The organism is Pseudomonas imperatae (assembly GCF_057128625.1).
Map to the genome: position 1 here is coordinate 26047 of NZ_JBSKHP010000035.1, position 17371 is coordinate 43417.

Annotated in this window: 14 protein-coding genes; 4 read left to right on the plus strand and 10 right to left on the minus strand. The window is 68.8% G+C overall.

Going from position 1 to position 17371, the window contains the following annotated elements; translation table 11 throughout:
• The first annotated feature begins 12 nt into the window (after window positions 1-12).
• Entirely contained in the window at window positions 13-1011 is a 999-nt protein-coding gene (locus ACWKWX_RS29530; protein ID WP_483829592.1) for an ABC transporter substrate-binding protein, read from the plus strand.
• A 425-nt stretch (window positions 1012-1436) separates the two neighbouring features.
• On the opposite strand, the gene ACWKWX_RS29535 is transcribed toward ACWKWX_RS29530, so the two are convergent.
• From ACWKWX_RS29535 to ACWKWX_RS29560, 6 genes are read right to left on the minus strand one after another with little or no spacing between them, the layout of a single operon-like run.
• Window positions 1437-1781, minus strand: a complete 345-nt coding sequence (locus ACWKWX_RS29535) for a Na+/H+ antiporter subunit G (RefSeq protein WP_416423624.1) — start codon at window positions 1779-1781, stop codon at window positions 1437-1439.
• Entirely contained in the window at window positions 1778-2056 is a 279-nt protein-coding gene (locus ACWKWX_RS29540) for a K+/H+ antiporter subunit F (RefSeq protein WP_483829593.1), read from the minus strand. The genes ACWKWX_RS29535 and ACWKWX_RS29540 overlap by 4 nt, the downstream gene beginning before the upstream one ends.
• On the minus strand, window positions 2053-2541 hold the full coding sequence (locus tag ACWKWX_RS29545; RefSeq protein ID WP_483829594.1) for a Na+/H+ antiporter subunit E: 489 nt from the start codon (window positions 2539-2541) through the stop codon (window positions 2053-2055). The genes ACWKWX_RS29540 and ACWKWX_RS29545 overlap by 4 nt, the downstream gene beginning before the upstream one ends.
• Window positions 2538-4154, minus strand: a complete 1617-nt coding sequence (locus ACWKWX_RS29550; RefSeq protein ID WP_416423627.1) for a monovalent cation/H+ antiporter subunit D — start codon at window positions 4152-4154, stop codon at window positions 2538-2540. Before ACWKWX_RS29550 ends, ACWKWX_RS29545 begins: the two co-directional genes overlap by 4 nt.
• Entirely contained in the window at window positions 4151-4495 is a 345-nt protein-coding gene (locus ACWKWX_RS29555) for a Na+/H+ antiporter subunit C (RefSeq protein ID WP_416423628.1), read from the minus strand. The genes ACWKWX_RS29550 and ACWKWX_RS29555 overlap by 4 nt, the downstream gene beginning before the upstream one ends.
• Window positions 4495-7416, minus strand: a complete 2922-nt coding sequence (locus ACWKWX_RS29560) for a monovalent cation/H+ antiporter subunit A (protein ID WP_473006189.1) — start codon at window positions 7414-7416, stop codon at window positions 4495-4497. Before ACWKWX_RS29560 ends, ACWKWX_RS29555 begins: the two co-directional genes overlap by 1 nt.
• A gap of 275 nt (window positions 7417-7691) precedes the next feature.
• Between ACWKWX_RS29560 and ACWKWX_RS29565 the strand changes: the two genes are divergently transcribed.
• Together ACWKWX_RS29565 and ACWKWX_RS29570 are read left to right on the plus strand one after the other, a co-directional pair.
• A complete protein-coding gene (locus tag ACWKWX_RS29565) occupies window positions 7692-8255 on the plus strand; it encodes a helix-turn-helix domain-containing protein (protein WP_483829595.1) in 564 nt (187 codons plus the stop codon).
• A 64-nt stretch (window positions 8256-8319) separates the two neighbouring features.
• Window positions 8320-9297 carry a GlxA family transcriptional regulator gene (locus ACWKWX_RS29570; protein WP_483829596.1) on the plus strand — a complete coding sequence of 326 codons (978 nt, stop codon included), beginning with the start codon at window positions 8320-8322 and terminating at the stop codon, window positions 9295-9297.
• A 378-nt stretch (window positions 9298-9675) separates the two neighbouring features.
• Here the strand turns inward: ACWKWX_RS29570 and ACWKWX_RS29575 are convergent, their stop codons facing one another.
• The 4 genes from ACWKWX_RS29575 to hflK (ACWKWX_RS29590) form a co-directional block, all read right to left on the minus strand.
• The gene (locus tag ACWKWX_RS29575) at window positions 9676-11547 is read right to left on the minus strand and encodes a cation-translocating P-type ATPase (protein ID WP_476301684.1); all 1872 of its coding nucleotides are present in this window, start codon (window positions 11545-11547) and stop codon (window positions 9676-9678) included.
• A 68-nt stretch (window positions 11548-11615) separates the two neighbouring features.
• Window positions 11616-12662: a protease modulator HflK gene (hflK, locus tag ACWKWX_RS29580; protein ID WP_416423632.1), complete on the minus strand. Its 1047-nt coding sequence runs from the start codon at window positions 12660-12662 to the stop codon at window positions 11616-11618.
• Window positions 12659-13711 carry a protease modulator HflC gene (gene hflC / locus ACWKWX_RS29585; RefSeq protein WP_483829597.1) on the minus strand — a complete coding sequence of 351 codons (1053 nt, stop codon included), beginning with the start codon at window positions 13709-13711 and terminating at the stop codon, window positions 12659-12661. The genes hflK (ACWKWX_RS29580) and hflC overlap by 4 nt, the downstream gene beginning before the upstream one ends.
• A gap of 15 nt (window positions 13712-13726) precedes the next feature.
• Window positions 13727-15658 (minus strand): protease modulator HflK, encoded by a 1932-nt coding sequence (gene hflK, locus ACWKWX_RS29590; RefSeq protein ID WP_473006195.1) that lies wholly within the window; start codon window positions 15656-15658, stop codon window positions 13727-13729.
• A 328-nt stretch (window positions 15659-15986) separates the two neighbouring features.
• Here hflK (ACWKWX_RS29590) and ACWKWX_RS29595 point away from each other — a divergent pair, with 328 nt between their 5' ends.
• Window positions 15987-17351, plus strand: a complete 1365-nt coding sequence (locus tag ACWKWX_RS29595) for an LLM class flavin-dependent oxidoreductase (protein WP_483829598.1) — start codon at window positions 15987-15989, stop codon at window positions 17349-17351.
• Window positions 17352-17371: the final 20 nt, after the last annotated feature.

The following is a 17371-nucleotide window of genomic DNA, read 5'->3' on the forward strand; positions in this document are numbered from 1 at the left end:
AGACCGTGCCCAATGAAACTGATCGTTCCCGTTGTATTCTGGTGCCTGGCACTGGTGGTGGCGCCCCTGCGCGCGGCCCCGGCGCCTGTGCACTTTGCCGACCTGAACTGGGAAAGCGGTAGCCTGATCACCGAGCTGCTGCGCATCGTGGTGGAAAAAGGCTACGACATTCCCACCGACACCCTGCCAGGCACCACCATCACCCTGGAAACCGCGCTGGCGAAAAACGACATCCAGGTGATCGCCGAGGAGTGGGCGGGGCGCAGCCCCGTGTGGGTCAAGGCCGAGGCGGCGGGCCAGGTCAAGGGCCTGGGCAACCTGGTGGCCGGCGCCACCGAAGGCTGGTGGGTGCCTGAATACGTGATCAAGGGCGACCCCGCGCGCGGCCTCAAGCCGCTGGCGCCGGACCTGCGCAGCGTCAGCGACCTGCCACGCTACAAGGCGGTGTTCCGCGACCCGGAGAACCCCGACAAGGGCCGTTTCCTCAACAGCCCCATTGGCTGGACCTCCGAAGTAGTCAACGGCCAGAAGCTCAAGGCTTATGGCCTGACCGACACTTACAGCAATTTCCGCTCCGGCAGTGGTGCGGCGCTGGACGCCGAGATCACTTCGCAGATCAAGCGCGGCCAGCCGGTGCTGTTCTACTACTGGTCGCCGACGCCGCTGCTGGGCCGCTACAAGCTGGTGCAGCTGCAGGAACCGCCGTTCGACCCCGAGGCCTGGAAGACCCTGACCCAGGCCGACAACCCGGCGCCAAAGCCAACGCGGTCACCGCCCTCGATTCTGTCGGTAGGGGTGTCGTCGGCGTTCGCCCAGCAGTACCCGCAGCTGGTAACGTTCTTCCAGCAGGTGCAGCTGCCCATCGACGACCTCAACAAGGCGCTGGCGACCATGAGCGAGGGCCATTTGCCGCCACGCCAGGTGGCGACCGAGTTCCTCAAGGCCCAACCGCAACTGTGGCGTAGCTGGGTGCCGGCACCGGTGGCCGAGAAAGTCGCCGCAGCCCTCTGACGCGGTGCCTGTATCCCAACGCCGCGTGTGGTTGGAGCCGGCCTTGGCCGCGATGCAAAGGGGCGCGCGCGCCCGTAGCAGCTGCCGAAGGCTGCGTCCGGGTTCACCGCGGTGTTCCGGAATAGCGCGGCGCCCTGGACGCGGCCTGTGGCCGCTGCTACAGAAACCGCGTTGCCTGCTTCCCAACCTTGGCCGCGATGCAGACGACGCGATCATCGGGTTGCGCGCGCCCGTAGCAGCTGCCGAAGGCTGCGTCCGGGTTCACCACAGTGTCCCTGAACAGCGCGGCGCCCTGGACGCGGCCTGCGGCCGCTGCTACGGAAACCGCGTTGCCTGCGATAGGTGCAGACGACGCGATCGGCGGGTTGCGCGCGTCCCCGTAGCAGCTGCCGAAGGTTGCGTCCGGCACACCGCAGGGCTTGTGATCAACGCCGGCTGCTAACCTCGCCAGGCACCGCCTCGCCGGCCATGCGCTTGCGGAACAGCGCCGTGCGCGCCAGCAGCAGCGTGGTCACCGGCACGGTGATGGCCAGCAGGATGGGGATCAGCCACGCATGCAGCACCGGGCTTTGTTCCCTGAAGGAAAAGTACAGGATCGACGCCAGCGCCACGCACCAGGCGCCAAGGGTCGAGGCCAGGGCCGGCGGGTGCATGCGCTGGAAGAAGTCTTTCAGGCGCACCATGCCGATGGCCCCCAGCAGCGCGAACAGGCTGCCCAGCAGCAGCAACGCGCCGATAGCTGCCTGCACCCAGATGGGTAACTCGTTCATTCGATCACCTCGCCACGCAGCAGGAACTTGGCCAGGGCGAACGAGCCGACGAAGCCGAACAGGGCAATCAGCAACGCCGCCTCGAAGTAGGTTTCGCTGCCATTGCGAATGCCCAAGGTGAGGATGGTCAACATGCCCAGGATGCTCAGGTAATCCAGCGCCAGCACCCGGTCCTGGGCCGAGGGGCCCTTGAACAGCCGGTACAGGGTCAGCAGCATGGCCACGGCGAAGATCGCCAGGCTCAGCACGATGACAGGGTCAAGCAGGGCGCTCATTCGAAGATCTCCATCAGCGGGCGTTCGTAGGTGGTCTTGAAGTGCGTGATGAAGCGCGCCTCGTCGTCCAGGTCGAACACGTGCAGCAGCAGGATGCTGCGGTCCAGCGCCAGTTCGGACCACACCGTGCCCGGCACTACCGTGGTGATGGCCGACAAGGCGGCCAGGCCGTTGGCGTCACGCAGCTCCAGCGGCACCTTGACGAACGCCGAGCGCGGCGGCCGGCGGCCCAGGTTGAGCACGCCCCAGGCCACCTGCAGGTTGGACGCCACCACATCGATGCCCACCCGGCCCAGCAGGCGCAGGATGGTGCCTGGCTTGCGAATGCGCACCGGCAGCGGCCGCAGCGAGGTCATCAGCAGCGGCGCCAGCACGCCCAGCAGCGCCGCCAGCAGCAGGTTGCCCGGGCTCAGTGACAGGTTCAGCAACAGCCAGAGCAGGGCGCAGGCCAGGCTCAGCAGCGGCGCGGGGAGCAGGCGCTTCATGGGCGCACCTCGGCGGCCATCACGGCCTCGATGTACTGGGCGGGGTCGTCCAGCCGGGCAGCGGTGTCCTGGGTGAAGCGCAGCAGCGCCTCGCCCTGCACGGTCAGCAGCAGGCACAGGCCCAGCAGCACCACGATGGGCACGCACTCGAAGCGACGCAGCAGCGGCGATGGCCGCTCCTGGGGCGTCCAGAAGCGCTGCACGCCGACGCGGGTCATGGCCAGCAAGGTCGCCAGCCCCGAGAGGATCAGCAGCGTGACGAACGCCCACGCGGCTGGGCTGGCGTCGCCGAACAGCAGGCGGATCAGGTTCAGCTTGGCGATGAACCCCGACAGCGGCGGCATGCCGATCACCAGCAGCGCACAGGCGATGAAACTCAGGCCCAGGAACGCCATGGTCCAGGGAATCACCTGGCCGACCACCGCCTTCTGCTCATCGTCCAGGTTGATGCCCTTGGGCGGGTGCAGCGACTCCACCGGGCGCGGCAGCAGGTCGCCGTCGTCGTCCAGGGGAATGTCGTTGGCCGAACGCGAGCGCTCGATCAGCTCGGCCAGCAGGAACAGCGCCGCCAGCGCCAGGGTGGAACTGACCAGGTAGAACAGCGCGCCGCCGGTGATCGCCGGCACGCCGAAGCCAATGGCGGCCAGCAGCGTGCCGGCCGACACCAGGATGCTCAGGCTGGCCATGCGCTCCAGGCGCTGGGCCGCCAGCACGCCCACCGCTGCCACGGCGATGGTCACCAGCCCGCCGTACAGCAGCCAGGCGCCGCCGAAATGCGCCGAGGCCCCGGCCTGGTTGGAGAACAGCAGGGTCCACAGCCGCAGCAGGGTATAGACCCCCACCTTGGTCATGATCGCGAACAGCGCCGCCACCGGTGCGCTGGCCGCGGCGTAGGCGGGCACCAGCCAGAAGTTCAGCGGCCACATGCCGGCCTTGGCCAGGAACGCCGTGGCCAGGATCGCCACGCCAGCGTGCAGCAGGCCGCGGTCGGCTTCCGGCACCAGCGGGATCTTCAGCGCCAGGTCGGCGAGGCTGAGGGTGCCGGTGACGCCGTAGATCATCGCCGCGCCGATCAGGAACAACGACGACGCCAGCAGGTTGATGGCGATGTAATGCAGCCCCGAGGACACCCGCGCGCGCCCCGAGCCATGCAGCAGCATGCCGTAGGACGCGGCCAGCAGCACCTCGAAGAACACGAACAGGTTGAACAGGTCGGCGGTCAGGAAGGCGCCGTACAGGCCCATCAGCTGGATCTGGAACAGCGCATGGAAGCTGGCCCCGGCGCGGTCCCAGCGCGCCATGGCGAACAGCAGGGCGGCGCTGGCGACGATGCCGGTGAGCACCAGCATCAGCGCCGACAGGCGGTCCAGCACCAGCACGATGCCGAACGGCGCCGGCCAGTTGCCCGGCAGGTACACGCCAATGGCGCTGGCTGGGCCCTGCTGTTGGGCGCCGTGCAGCAGCAGCGCGGCGATGCCCAGGCCGGCGAGGGTGGACAGCAGGTTGATACGGGCTTTCAGCGGGCGGTGTTTCTCGCCCAGCAACAGCATCACCGCGGCGGTCAGCAGCGGCAGCAGTATGGGCGCGATCAGCAGGGACGGCATCAGGCTCATTCCTGACGCTCCCGGCCGTCCACATGGTCGGTGCCGGTCAGCCCGCGCGACGCCAGCAGCACCACCAGGAACAGCGCCGTCATGGCGAAGCTGATGACGATGGCCGTGAGCACCAGCGCCTGGGGCAGCGGGTCGGTGTAGTGCAGCAGGTCCTGGGGCACGCCGTCCTTGATGATCGGCTCCTTGCCGATGAACAGGCTGCCCATGCTGAAGATGAACAGGTTCACCCCGTAGGACAGCAGGCACAGGCCCATCACCACCTGGAAGGTCCGCGGCCGCAGGATCAGCCACACCCCCGAGGCGGCCAGCACGCCGATGGCAATTGCGATGACTTCTTCCATCAGGCACTCCCTTGCGGTACGGCAATGGGCTTGGGCAGCCCGGTGGGTTTGTGGCTGCGTACCGACTGGTGCGCCAAAGCGGTGAGGATCAGCAGCGTGGAACCGACCACCACGCTGAACACGCCGATGTCGAAGAACAGCGCACTGGCCACGTGCACCTCGCCCAGCAGTGGCAGGTGCAGGTGCGCGGTGTGGGTGGTGAGGAACGGATAGCCCAGAAGCATCGCGCCCACCCCGGTCAGCGTTGCGAACAGCAGGCCCACGCCCATCCAGCGCAGCGGCCGCAGGCGCATCTGCGCCTCCACCCACTGGGTGCCGGCCACCATGTACTGGAGGATGAACGCCACTGCCATCACCAGGCCGGCGACGAAGCCGCCGCCGGGCTGGTTGTGGCCGCGCATGAACAGGTACATGGCCACCACCAGGGCGATCGGCAGCAGCAGCCGCACCAACACCGCCGGCACCATCATGAAGCCCAGGGCGGTGTCGCTGGCCTGGCGCGGGTTGACCAGGTCGGTGACCACGTCAGGCGCCAGCAGGCGCTGCTGGGCCGGCAGCTGGATGCTCTCGCGCGGTGGCCGGAAGCGCCGCAGCAGGGCAAAGATGGCCAGGGCCGTGGCCGCCAGCACGGTGATCTCGCCCAACGTGTCGAAGCCGCGGAAGTCCACCAGCATGACGTTGACCACGTTGCTGCCGCCGCCCTCGGGCAGCGCCTTGCGCAGGTAGAACTCGGAGATATGGTTGGGCGTGGCGCGGGTCAGCATGGCGTACGACAGCGCCGCCATGCCGCCGCCCACGGCGACGGCCAGCACCAGGTCGCGCAGCCGGCGCAGGCGGGCGCGGCCTTCGCTGCCGGGCAGCGGCAGGGCGTCCTCGATACGCCGTGGCAGCCAGCGCAGGCCCAGCAGGATCAGCACCGTGGTCACCACCTCGACCACCAACTGCGTCAGGGCCAGGTCCGGCGCCGAGAACCAGATGAACGTGATGCAGGTCATCAGCCCGCAGACGCTGACCATGGTCAGGGCCGCCAGCCGGTGGTACTTGGCCTGCCAGGCAGCGCCCAAGGCGCAGGCAATGGCGATCAGCCACAGGGCGACGAACACCCCCGAGCCGGCGATTTTCGGCCGCAGGCCCCAGCCCAGGCCGCTGTGCAGCAGCGGGATGAGCCCGGCCACCACGGCCACCAGCACCAGCATGAACAACTGCGGTTGCAGGCGCCGGGTGGTCAGCCAGCGTTCGCTGCGCCGCGCCAGGCGCATCAGCAGCACCAGGCTGCGCTCGAACAGGCGCTTGCCGTTGAACCGGCCCACCAGTGGCGGCCGCTGGAAGCGCCCGCGCTGCAGTTGCCCGCGCAACAGCAGGTATAGCAGCACGCCGGCGCCCATGGCGATCAGGCTCATGATCAGCGGTGCGTTGAAGCCGTGCCAGATCGCCAGGCTGTACGCGGGCAGCTCGCCGCCCACCACCGGCAGCGCGGCGGCGGCCAGCAGCGGCCCCACCGACTGCGCCGGGAAAATGCCCACCACCAGGCACAGCAGCACCAGCAGCTCCACCGGTGCGCGCATCCAGCGTGGCGGCTCGTGGGGCTGGTGGGGCAGGTCGGTGGCGGGCGGGCCGAAGAACACGTCGACGGTGAAACGCAGGGCGTAGACCACGCTGAAGGTGCCGGCGACGGTGGCGATGGCCGGCAGCGCCGCCTCGACCCAGGCGGTGGAGGTGATGAACACCGTTTCGGCGAAGAACATTTCCTTGCTGAGGAAGCCGTTCATTAGCGGCACCCCGGCCATGGCGGCGCTGGCCACCATGGCCAGGGTGGCGGTAAAGGGGATCAGCCGGAACAGCCCGCTCAGGCGGCGGATGTCGCGGGTGCCGCTTTCATGGTCGATGATGCCGGCGGCCATGAACAACGAGGCCTTGAAGGTGGCGTGGTTGAGAATGTGGAACACCGCCGCCACCGCTGCCAGCGGGCTGTTGAGCCCCAGCAGCAGGGTGATCAGGCCCAGGTGGCTGATGGTGGAGTAGGCGAGCAGGCCCTTCAAGTCATTCTGGAACATGGCGCAGTAGGCGCCCAGCAACAGGGTGCAGGCGCCAGCGCCGCTGACCATCCAGAACCACTGCTCGCTGCCCGACAGCGACGGCCACAGCCGCGCCAGCAGGAACACCCCCGCCTTGACCATGGTTGCCGAGTGCAGGTACGCCGACACCGGCGTGGGCGCGGCCATGGCGTGGGGCAGCCAGAAATGGAAGGGGAATTGCGCGCTCTTGCTCAGGGCGCCAATCAGGATCAGCGCCAGCAGCACCGGGTACAGGTGGCTGGCGCGGATCTGCGCGCCGGCCGCCAGCACCGTGTCCAGGTCGTAACTGCCCACCACCTGGCCCAGCAACAGCACCCCGGCCAGCAGGCACAGGCCGCCGGCACCGGTCACCGCCAGGGCCATGTAGGCGCCGCGGCGGGCGTCGGCGCGGTGGTGCCAATAGCCGATCAACAGGAACGAGAACAGGCTGGTCAGCTCCCAGAAAAACACCATCTGCACCAGGTTGCCGGAAATCACCAGGCCGAGCATGGCGCCCATGAACGCCAGGAAAAACGCGAAGAAGCGCGGCACCGGGTCGTCCGGCGACATGTAGTAGCGCGCGTACAGCGACACCAGCGTGCCGATCCCCAGCACCAGCAGCGAGAACAGCCAGGCGAAGCCGTCCATGCGCAGGGTGAAGTCCAGGCCCAGGCTGGGCAGCCACGCGTAGGTCTCGCGGATGACACCGCCGTGGGCGATCTGCGGGTACATCGATGCCACCGCGACGGTGCCCGTCAGGGCCACCACGCCGGCCAGGATCGACTCGCGGTTGCGCGCGTCGTGGGGCAGCACCGCTGCCAGGCAGCTACCAATGAAAGGCAGAAGCAGTAGGACTATCAATGACATAGCGATCTGATCTGCTGGAGGGGATAAAGGATCATACGGTGCCGGGCGGGCATCACCAACCGCGAAGCTGTGCCAGAACCTTACAATAGTGGTCTATTTGCCAGCTTTTTCATGACAAAATTTTACAAGCCTTCGGTTTTCGTTGGCGTTGACGGTATTTGTGGGAGCTGGCTTGCCAGCGAGCTTTCAGGGCCTCGACAGCTCGCTGGCAAGCCAGCTCCCACAAGGGGGGTAATGCAATATACTGCGCATATTTCGCCCCAGAGCCGAACCCCGTGCCCCCAGACTCCCCCTCCCGTGCCTCGGTGCTGCAACACGTCAGCCACAACGTGCGCCGCCTGCGCCATGCCGCCGGCCTGAGCCAGAGCGCCCTGGCCGAACGCTCCGGGGTCAGCCGGCGCATGCTGGTGGCCATCGAGGCCGGTGAGAAGAACGTCAGCCTCGGCACCCTGGACCGCGTGGCCGAGGCCCTGGACGTGGTGTTCAGCGACCTGATCCGCGCCCCCGACAACCGCGACCCCAACCGCATCAACGAACTGGCCTGGGCCGGTAGCCAGCCCGGCAGCAAGGCCGTGCTGCTGGCCAGCGCCCCGGCGCGGCGCGAGGTGGAGCTGTGGGAGTGGTGCCTGGCGCCGGGCGAACGCTATGACAGCAGCTGTGATGGCGAGGGTTTCAGCGAGCAGGTGTTCGTCTACGAAGGCTGCCTGACCCTGGAACTCGACGGTGCTACCCGACAGGTCGCCGCCGGCGAGTTCTGCATGTTCGCCAGCCAGCGTCCCCATGGCTATCGTAACGAGGGCGAGGTGGCCGTGCGCTTTGTGCGCAACGTGGTGTTCTAAAGCACTTCTCTGCCCCCACCCAGTTTCGGTAGCATGTGCCAATTCGCGCAAAGGGCAGTGAAAAATGACAGACATCCCCGAACCTTCGACGCTGCGCCTGGGCCTGCTGCAATACCCCGGTGCCCAGCCCTCCAGCACGGCAGGGCTGCTCGACCTGTTTGCCTGTGCACAGCAGGTGAGGGCAGAGCTGGGCATGTCGAAAACGCCAACCGTGCGGGCAGACAGCCTGGCGGACTCGGACGCAGGCGCTGTGCCAGCAGTGGTGTTCGTGCCGCCGCTGGCCCAGGCCGGCGTGCCTGATGCCGAGGCCCTGGCGCCGGTGCTGCAGGCGTTGCGCCGCTGGCATGCCGGCGGGGCGATGCTGATGGCCGTCGACAGTGGCGCCTGGCTGCTGGCCATGGCCGGGCTGTTGCAGGGCCGCCGGGCCACGCTTCACTGGGACGCGGCCATGGCCCTGGCCGCGCATTACCCGCAGGTGCGGGTGTTGCCCCAAGAGCCGATGGTGGACGAAGGCGACGTGGTCACCGCGGCGGGCAGCCAGGCCTGGCAAGAGCTGGGCCTGGCGGTGCTGGCGCTGTACTTCGGCGCATCGCTGGCGGTGGAGACCCACGCCATGCTCAACGTGCCGCCACGCGACCAGCCGCTGCCCCCCAGCCCGTTCCAGCCGCGCCTGGACCACGGCCACGCGGCGGTGCTCAAGGTGCAACTGTGGCTGCAGGACAACCGCGCCATGGGCGTGACCCTGGATGACATGGCCGCCTGCGCCGGGCTGGAGCCGCGCACCTTCCTGCGTCGTTTCCACGCCAGCACCGGCCTCAAGCCCACCGAATACTGCCAGCACCTGCGCATTGCCCGCGCCTGCCATCTGCTGGAAACCAGCCAGCGCAACGTCGACCAGATCGCCGCCAGCGTGGGCTACCAGGACGTCGGCGCGCTACGCAAGATTTTCCTGCGGGTGACGGGGCATGCGTTGAGTGAGTATCGCGAGAAGTATGGCTTGCGCACCCTGTACCGCCCGATCGCGTTGCGCGGCCGGGGGTAGCCCTGCAAAGATCAAAGGCCCTGCAAACAAGGCTAACGAGGTGATGTCACAGGCATAACTGGCCCGAAATAGACAGTAGGAGCCGACCTTGGTCGCGATGCGCCGCGCGGGCGGCGCTCGATTGCTGGAACACCGAAGGACTACCGACAAGCACCTATCAGCAACCCAGCGGTCCGGGGTAGCTGCTGGGGTCAGGCTGCTGGATGGCATAATGGCGACTGGGCGCTTGCCGTTCGGCCTGCTGGGCCCATGAGATCGAGCGCCGCCCGCGCGGCGCATCGCGACCAAGGTCGGCTCCTACATTTGTTTCGGGCCAATTATGTCTGTGACATCACCCGGTCCACCTTGCGTGCCTGGCAATGAATCGGAGTCGAGCCCCTATTTGAGAGGCTCCTCGATCCGCAGCAAGCGCCCGGCATTGCCCAGCACCAGCAGCGTGCTGAGGTTATGCAGCAACGCCGCCACCACCGCGCCCGCCACACCCAGCATGCCGAAGGCCGCCGCCGCGACGATGGCCAGGGTCCAGCCCAGGCCGATGGCGACGTTCACCTGCAAGGTGCGGCGGCACTGGCGGCTCAGGCGCACGCAGGTGCCCAGGCGGCGCAGGTCGCTGCCGATCAGCACGATGTCGGCCGAGGCCAGGGCGATGTCGGCACCGCCGGCGCCCATGGCCACGCCCACCACGCCAGCTTTCAGCGCCAGCGAGTCGTTGATGCCGTCACCCACCACCAGCGGCCGGAAGCCGTTGCCGATTTCGTCGGTGACCCGGTGCAGCTTGTCTTCCGGCAGCGCCTGGGCCACCACGTTGGTGATGCCCACCTCGGCGGCCAGGGCGTTGGCCACCGGCAGGCGGTCGCCGGTCAGCAGCAGCTGGCGGCCCAGGCCCAGTTCACGCAGGTCGGCCAGCGCCGCGGCGGCCTCCGGGCGCACCTGGTCGGCCAGCAGCAGCCAGGCCAGGAAGCGCCCGTTCAACGCCAGGCCGGCGATCGGCCCGTCGTGCTCGGGCACCGGCGGCAGGTCCACGCCCAGCTGCTGGAACAACTCGGCGCGGCCCAGGGCCGCTTCGCCCTGCGGGGTCTGGGCGATCACGCCCAGGCCCTGGCGCTCGCGCAACTGCTCCAGCGGGTGGTAGGCGTCCTGGGGCACCAGGGTGGCCAGGGCGCGGCTCACCGGGTGGCTACTGGCCGCGCCGAGGCTGGCGGCCAGGTGCAGCAGGGTCGGCTCGTCGGCGCTGCACTCGGGCACCACCTGCAGGCGCTGCAGGTGCAGGGCGCCGTAGGTGAGGGTGCCGGTCTTGTCGATCACCAGCGAGCTGAGGTCGGCGAACTCTTCCAGGAACGCCGAGCTGCGGATCAGGATGCCATGGCGTGCGGCCACGGCGATGCCGGCGATGGCCGTGGCCGGTGCCGACAGCACCAGCGCGCACGGGCAGGCGGCCACCAGCACGGCGAGCATCGCCTGCGGGTCGTTGGTGATGAACCAGGTGACGGCGGCAATCAGCAGCACCAGCACCATGTACTGGCCGGCGTAGCGCTCCAGCAGACGGGTGATCGGCGGCTTCGACTGCTCGGCCTTCTGCATCAGCGCGATGACCTTGCCCAGGGTCGAGTCTTCGCCGGTACGCGACACCTCGATGCGCAGCAGGCCATCGAGGTTGATGGCGCCGCCGAACACGTCCATGCCCGGCGCGGCCTGCACCGGCACCGATTCGCCGGTGATGGGCGCGGTGTCCAGGCTGGCCTGGCCTTCCAGCACGCGGCCGTCGGCCGGCACGCGGTCGCCGGCGCGCACTTCCACCTGGTCGCCGGCCTTGAGGCTGGCGTTGTCTACTTCGCGGATGCTGCCGTCGGCGGCTATGAGCCGCGCATGGCTACGGGTCAGCTTGCCCAGGGACTCGATGGCCTCCTGGGAGCCGATCACGCTGCGTTCCTCCAGCACGTGGCCGAAGATCATCAGGATCGGCAACAACGCCGCGGTCAGCAGGTCGCCGGTGGCCCAGGCGCCCAGCAGAGCGATGGCCACCAGCTGGTCGGTGAGGCCGTGCAGGCTGGGGTGGCGGATGCTGAACCAGGCCGAGCGCAGCACCGGAATGGCCACCAGCAGCGAGGCCACGCCGAACAGGATCTGCGCCACGCCGTCCTGGGCCGGGTCGAACCAGTGCCAGCCCAGCCCCAGCGCCAGTAGGCCGAGGGCGACCATGGCCAGGGTCAGCTGGCGGGCGGCGCTGCGGCGCTCGTCGACGCTGAGCATGCCGCCGGTGAGGTGGCCATGGGAGTGCCCGTGGTGGGCGTGGCCGTGGTGATGGTGGGAATGCGCACTCATGGTTGGCTGCCTTGCAGAATCAGACGGGCGTCGTCGTGGGGATCGACGGTGGTGACCGAACCTGCCTTCTGCAGGATGGCCGGGACGCGCTCGCGGTACAGGCGCATCAGCAGGCCCGGGTCGCTGTGGTCGCGCTGGGTCTGGGCCAGGCTGGCGATGGTGGCGGTGTCGGCCTGGGCCTTGGCCAGGCGCTCGCTGGCCTGGGCGTGGGCCACCTGCAGGGTGCGGTCGGCCTCCTGGGTGGCGGCCTGGGTCACCTTGGCGGCGTCGTTGCGGGCCGAGGCGATGTTCTGCTCGGCCTTCTGGCTGGCAGTGAGCACGGCGTTGAAGGCGTTGACCGCGCCATCGGGCAGGCTCGACTGCAGGTCGACGCGCTCGATGTGCACGCCCAGGCCGGCGCCCTGGGCCTGCAAGGCGTCAAGGCTGCGGTTGATGCCCTGCATCAGGTCGCCACGCAGGCGCTCGCGGCGCTCGGCGGCCTGGCTGTCGCTGCCCACCAGTTCCGGCCGGGCCACCAGGATGGTGTCCAGGTCGCGGGAGGCGGACACGGCCACGGCGCTGCGGGCGACCAGGCGGTCCAGTGCGGCGGTCATGTTGGCGCTCTGCAGCACGTACTGGTACGGGTCCACCACCTTGTAGAAAATGCGCACGTCCAGCTGCACCACCCCGGCGTCGCCGGTCAGCAGGTAGCCGGCGCCGGCCACCGCGTCGCTGTTGGGCGAGGTGTTGGGGTCGATGCCGCGGGTCTGGTTCTCGCGCAGCAGGGTTTCCACCCGCTGTTCGATGACGCGGTCAGCCGAGGGCAGCATCACCACCTGCTCGAACGGCCGCGGCCAGGCCATCAGCAGGCCGGCGCTGTGGATGCGCTCCAAGGCGCCCATGCGCAGCACCACGGCGCGGCTTTCCGGGCCCACCTGGCGAATGTTCGACACGGCCCAGCCGAAGGCCGCCAGCAGGGTGACGCCGTACAGCGCCAGGAACGTCAGGCGGCCGGCCTGCAGCCAGGGGCTGGGCAGCCGTGGGTCGGGGGCGGCACCACTCATGGCTTGGCACCGCTGGCGGCGGCGGGGGCGGCCAGCTGTGGCGGGCCGTCGACCAGGGCGCGGAACGGCGCCGCATCGGTACGCAGCACCAGGCGCGTGCCCGAGTTGACGATGGTGCCCAGGGTGTCCAGCGAGCGCAGCAGGTTGTACAGCTCGGGCGAGCCGGCGTACGCCTTGCCGTAGATCTGCGCAGCTTCCACCCGCGACTGCGCTTCCACATCGGCCGCCTTCACCGTGGCGTCGGCCTGCAGGATGCGCGCGTCACGCTCGGCGCCGGAGCGAATCTCCGCCGCCTGGCGCTTGCCTTCGGCGGTGCGTTCGGTGGCGATGGTCTCGCGCTCGGCGCGCATGCGCTCGACGGTGGCATTGAGGGTCACGGCGGGCAGGGTCAGGCGTTCGATACCCACCTGCAGCACGCGCACGCCGTAGGTGTCGAGCAGCTGCTTGGCGATCTGCTGGCGCACGTGGTCTTCGAAGTCGGCGATCTGCACCTTGTTGGCGTCGGTGTTCACCAGGCTCGACAGGTCGAAGCCGCTGGCCGAGGTTTCCAGCGCCGAGCCAAGGAACGTGCGGATCTGCCGTGCGGCTTCGTCAGGCTGGTTCTGCACCGCGCGCATGAAGCGCTGCACGTCGGCGTTGTCGGCCTGTACCTGCCACGCCACGTAGGCCTGGACGATGATCCGCAGGCCGTCGCGGGTGCCCACGTCCTGCAGGCCGCTGGAGGTGGTGCGCAGGCGCAGGTCCACCGGCACCGCCGATTCGAACGGGATCGGCAGGCGCCAGTTCAGGCCCGGCTCCAGCAGCACGCGCGAGGGGTTGCCGAAGCGGGTGATGACCGTGGCTTCGCCGCTGCGCACCTGCACCAGGCAGGCGGTGGCGATGGCGAACAGCACCAGCAGGGCGGCGATGCCGATGCGCTTCCAGGGGCGCGACGGCGCGCCATCGTCGTGGTCATGGCCGTGGTCGTGGTCGTGGTGCGCATGATCATGGTCATGATGATCGTGGCCGTGGTCGTGGCCCGCGTGGTTGTGCGATGTACTCAAAATCAAAACTCCTGCAGGCCGTTAGCGGCGTGGCTGGCCGGGGTCGACCGGCGCGGCGAAGGTTCTCAGGTCCAGGGTCGGCGGCTCGTCCCGGGCAATGCGATGGTCAAGGATCAACGCCTTGGCATTGGCCATGCCCTGGGCCAGCTGGCTGAAATACTGCTCGTTGATGAACGCCTGGCCGGCGCTATGCCAGGCTTGCAGTTCAGCGCTGAAGCGCAGGTCGGCGGCCTTGGCGGCGCCCAGGTTCTCGGCGCTGGTGGCCTGGGCGTTGTCGGTGGCCATGCTGGCGTCGGTACGCGCCTGGTTGCTGGTGACGCTGGCGTTGCCGCGCTCGCGGGAGATCAGCGCCTGGGCGCCGATCTGCGCGGCCTGCACGCCGTGGTAGGCGTCGGCGGCGCCGGCCGGTGGGTGGATGGCTTCCACCACGGTGGCCAGCAGCTCGACGCCGCTGTCGAGGCGGTCGAGGTCGGCCTGCACCTGCTTGCCGATGTCCTCGCCCAGCTGCGCGCGGGCCTCGCCGAGCATGTCGTCCAGCTCGCGGCCGGCCAACTGGTGCACCAGCACGCGGCTGGCGGTGCTGCGGATCAACGCCGGGACGTCGGCGCTGTTGTAGGTGGCGGCCAGGGCGGCCTTGTCGGTCAGGCCGATGCGGTAGACGAAGCGCACGTCCATGTTCACCACCTGGAAGCTCTGCTTGTCGCCGGCGCTGCTGGCGATGACCTGGGATTTCTCGGCGCGGTGCGAGGCGTCCCACAGGCGGTTGGCGGTGACGGGCGCCGGGCCGTCGGCGCTGCTGGTTTCATCGCCGGCGCCGCCTTCGGCGCTGGTGGCCAGCTCATGGATCACTCCGTTCTCCACGGTGCGCGCCTGGCCGAACGGCCACGGCAGGCCCACATGCAGGCCCGGGGCGTAGACGGTCAGCGGCTTGCCGAACTGCTCGTACACGGCGCGGCCGTTCATGGGCACCTGGGTGACGCCGCTCAGCAGCCAGCCGATCAGGGCGATCAAAGCCAGCACCGGCAGGCTGGCGCGGCGCATGAAGCCCAGCGCCCAGATCTGCCGCAGGTCGATGCCGAAGCGCTGCTGCATTTCATCCTGCAGGCGCCGCAGCGGGCGCGGCGGCCAGTTCAGCAGGCCGGCGAACAGGCTGTCGGCGACGATTTGCGGTTCCAGGGTCAGGCGCTGCGGGCTGAACACTGACAGCAGCGCGCGCACCAGCAGCTCCAGGGCGCCCAGGGCCGGCAGCAGGCCGGCCAGCACCGCCAGGCGCAGCGGCCACACCGCCTCGCCGTTGGCGAAGAACAGGCACACCGCGGCCAGCAGCAGGCTGGCCAGGGTGATGCGCAGTTGCAGGGCCAGGCCCGAGGCCTCGGGCCACTCCACCGGGTCGCAGGCGTTCAGGTGGCGCTCCAGCACCAGCAGGGCGAAGGCCACCACCAGCAACAGCCCGGCGACGGCGTAAGCGGTCTGGCCCAGGGCCTGGGGCGCCAGGTTGAGGTTCCAGCCGTAGTTCACCAGCAGCAGCGCCAGCACGCAGCCGGCCATCAGCCACAGTGCCGCCACGCCCAGGCGTTGCAGCCACACCGCCAGGGTGTCGCCGACGCGGTCCAGCAGGCGGTCGTAGGCGCCGCGAGGCTCGTCCTGCACCCACTCGGTGACCGGTTCCAGCGGTTCGCCGTTGAGCGCGGCGGCGCGCCACCGGGCGATGCGCCAGGCCCACTGGCTGCTGCCCAGCAGGGTCAGGCAGCTGGCGCTGATGCCGCACAGCAGCGGCACCCACAGCGAATCACGGGTAAACAGCTCAACGAAAATACCGGCCACCAGGGCCAGCATCAGCAGCGCCCCCAGCCCCAGCATCAGGCCGAACAGGCGGCGCGCCTGCCAGGCCGCGCGCACGAACCGCGGCAGGGCGTGCAGATCCCCAGCCGGGGCATCCAGGTCAACTCTCATCACATCTCCATACGCTCGCACAGGCAGGTGCGCGACCCGGCCAGGGTCGTTGCGGTTTACCGTTGAATAAAAACAGACGCTCAGGCGACCGGGCAGTCTACCCATAAAAAGTAACTGTATAACGCTGGCCGTGAAATTTTCGTCCCACGCCCGCGCCGCCACTGTTGCCCAGCCAACAGCCGCGCAACAGTTTGCTGGCCAACAGCAAGCCCGTGCCGCCCCGGCTTATGGCCATGGCCCCGCAAACATGGGGCGCGGCGAAGCGGCACGCACTGTGCAATGACCTGCTCATCAAGTGTATGAATCTTTGTTCAGTTTGGAGAGCTGCATGTCGCGTGAAATCCGCCTCAACGCCTTTGACATGAATTGCGTGGGGCATCAGTCCCCAGGCCTGTGGGCGCACCCGCGGGACCGCTCGTGGGAATACAAGGACCTGGCCTATTGGACCGACCTGGCTAAAATCCTCGAGCGCGGCAAGTTCGACGGCCTGTTCATCGCCGACGTGCTGGGTATCTACGACGTGTACCAGGGCAATGGCGACGCCGCCATTCGCCAGGCCACCCAGGTGCCGGTCAACGACCCGTTGCAGCTGATTCCACCCATGGCGATGGTCACCGAGCACCTGGGGTTCGGCCTCACCGCGTCGCTGTCGTTCGAGCACCCGTACCCGTTCGCCCGGCGCCTGTCGACCCTGGACCACCTGACCCAGGGCCGCGCCGGCTGGAACATCGTCACCTCGTACCTGGAGAGCGGCGCCAAGAACATCGGCCAGGCCGCACAGACCGAGCACGACGCGCGCTATGACTACGCCGAGGAGTACCTGGAGGTCTGCTACAAGCTGTGGGAAGGCAGTTGGGAGGAGGACGCGGTGCTACGCGACCGCGAGCGGCGCCTCTTCAGCGACCCGAGCAAGATCCACCCCATCAACCACCACGGCAAGCACTTCCAGGTGCCCGGCATTCACCTGTGCGAACCGTCGCCGCAGCGCACGCCGCTGCTGTACCAGGCGGGCGCGTCCAGCCGGGGCAAGCAATTCGCCGCCGAGCATGCCGAGTGCGTGTTCGTTGCCGCGCCGTCCAAGGTGCTGCTGAAGAAGACCGTGGCCGACATCCGCCGCCGCGCCGCCGAGGCCGGGCGCGATCCGCGCAGCGTGCTGATCTTCAACCTGCAGACGGTGATCGTCGACGAGACCGACGCCAAGGCCCGGGTCAAGTTCGAGGAGTACAAGTCCTGGGTCAGCTACGAGGGCGCCATGGCGCTGATCAGCGGCTGGACCGGCATCGACTTCAGCCAGTTCCAGCCCGGAGAGGCCCTGCGCCACGTCAAGACCAACGCCATCCAGTCGGCGGTGGAAGCCTTCAGCACCGCCGACCCGGACACGGTCTGGACCCCCAACGAGCTGGCGGACTGGGTGGGCATCGGCGGCTTCGGCCCGCTGTTCGTCGGCGGCCCCGAGACCGTCGCCGACCTGCTGGAGGAGTGGGTGGCCGACACCGATGTCGATGGCTTCAACCTGGCCTACGCGGTGACCCACGAGACCTTCAGCGACGTGGTCGACCACCTGGTGCCCGAACTGCAGAAGCGCGGCGTTTACAAGACCCAGTACCGCAGCGGCACCCTGCGCGAGAAGTTGTTCGGCGAAGGTGCGCGGCTGCCCGGCAATCACCCGGCGGCGGGCTACCGAAAACCGTGAAGCTGTTTATGATGTTCCCG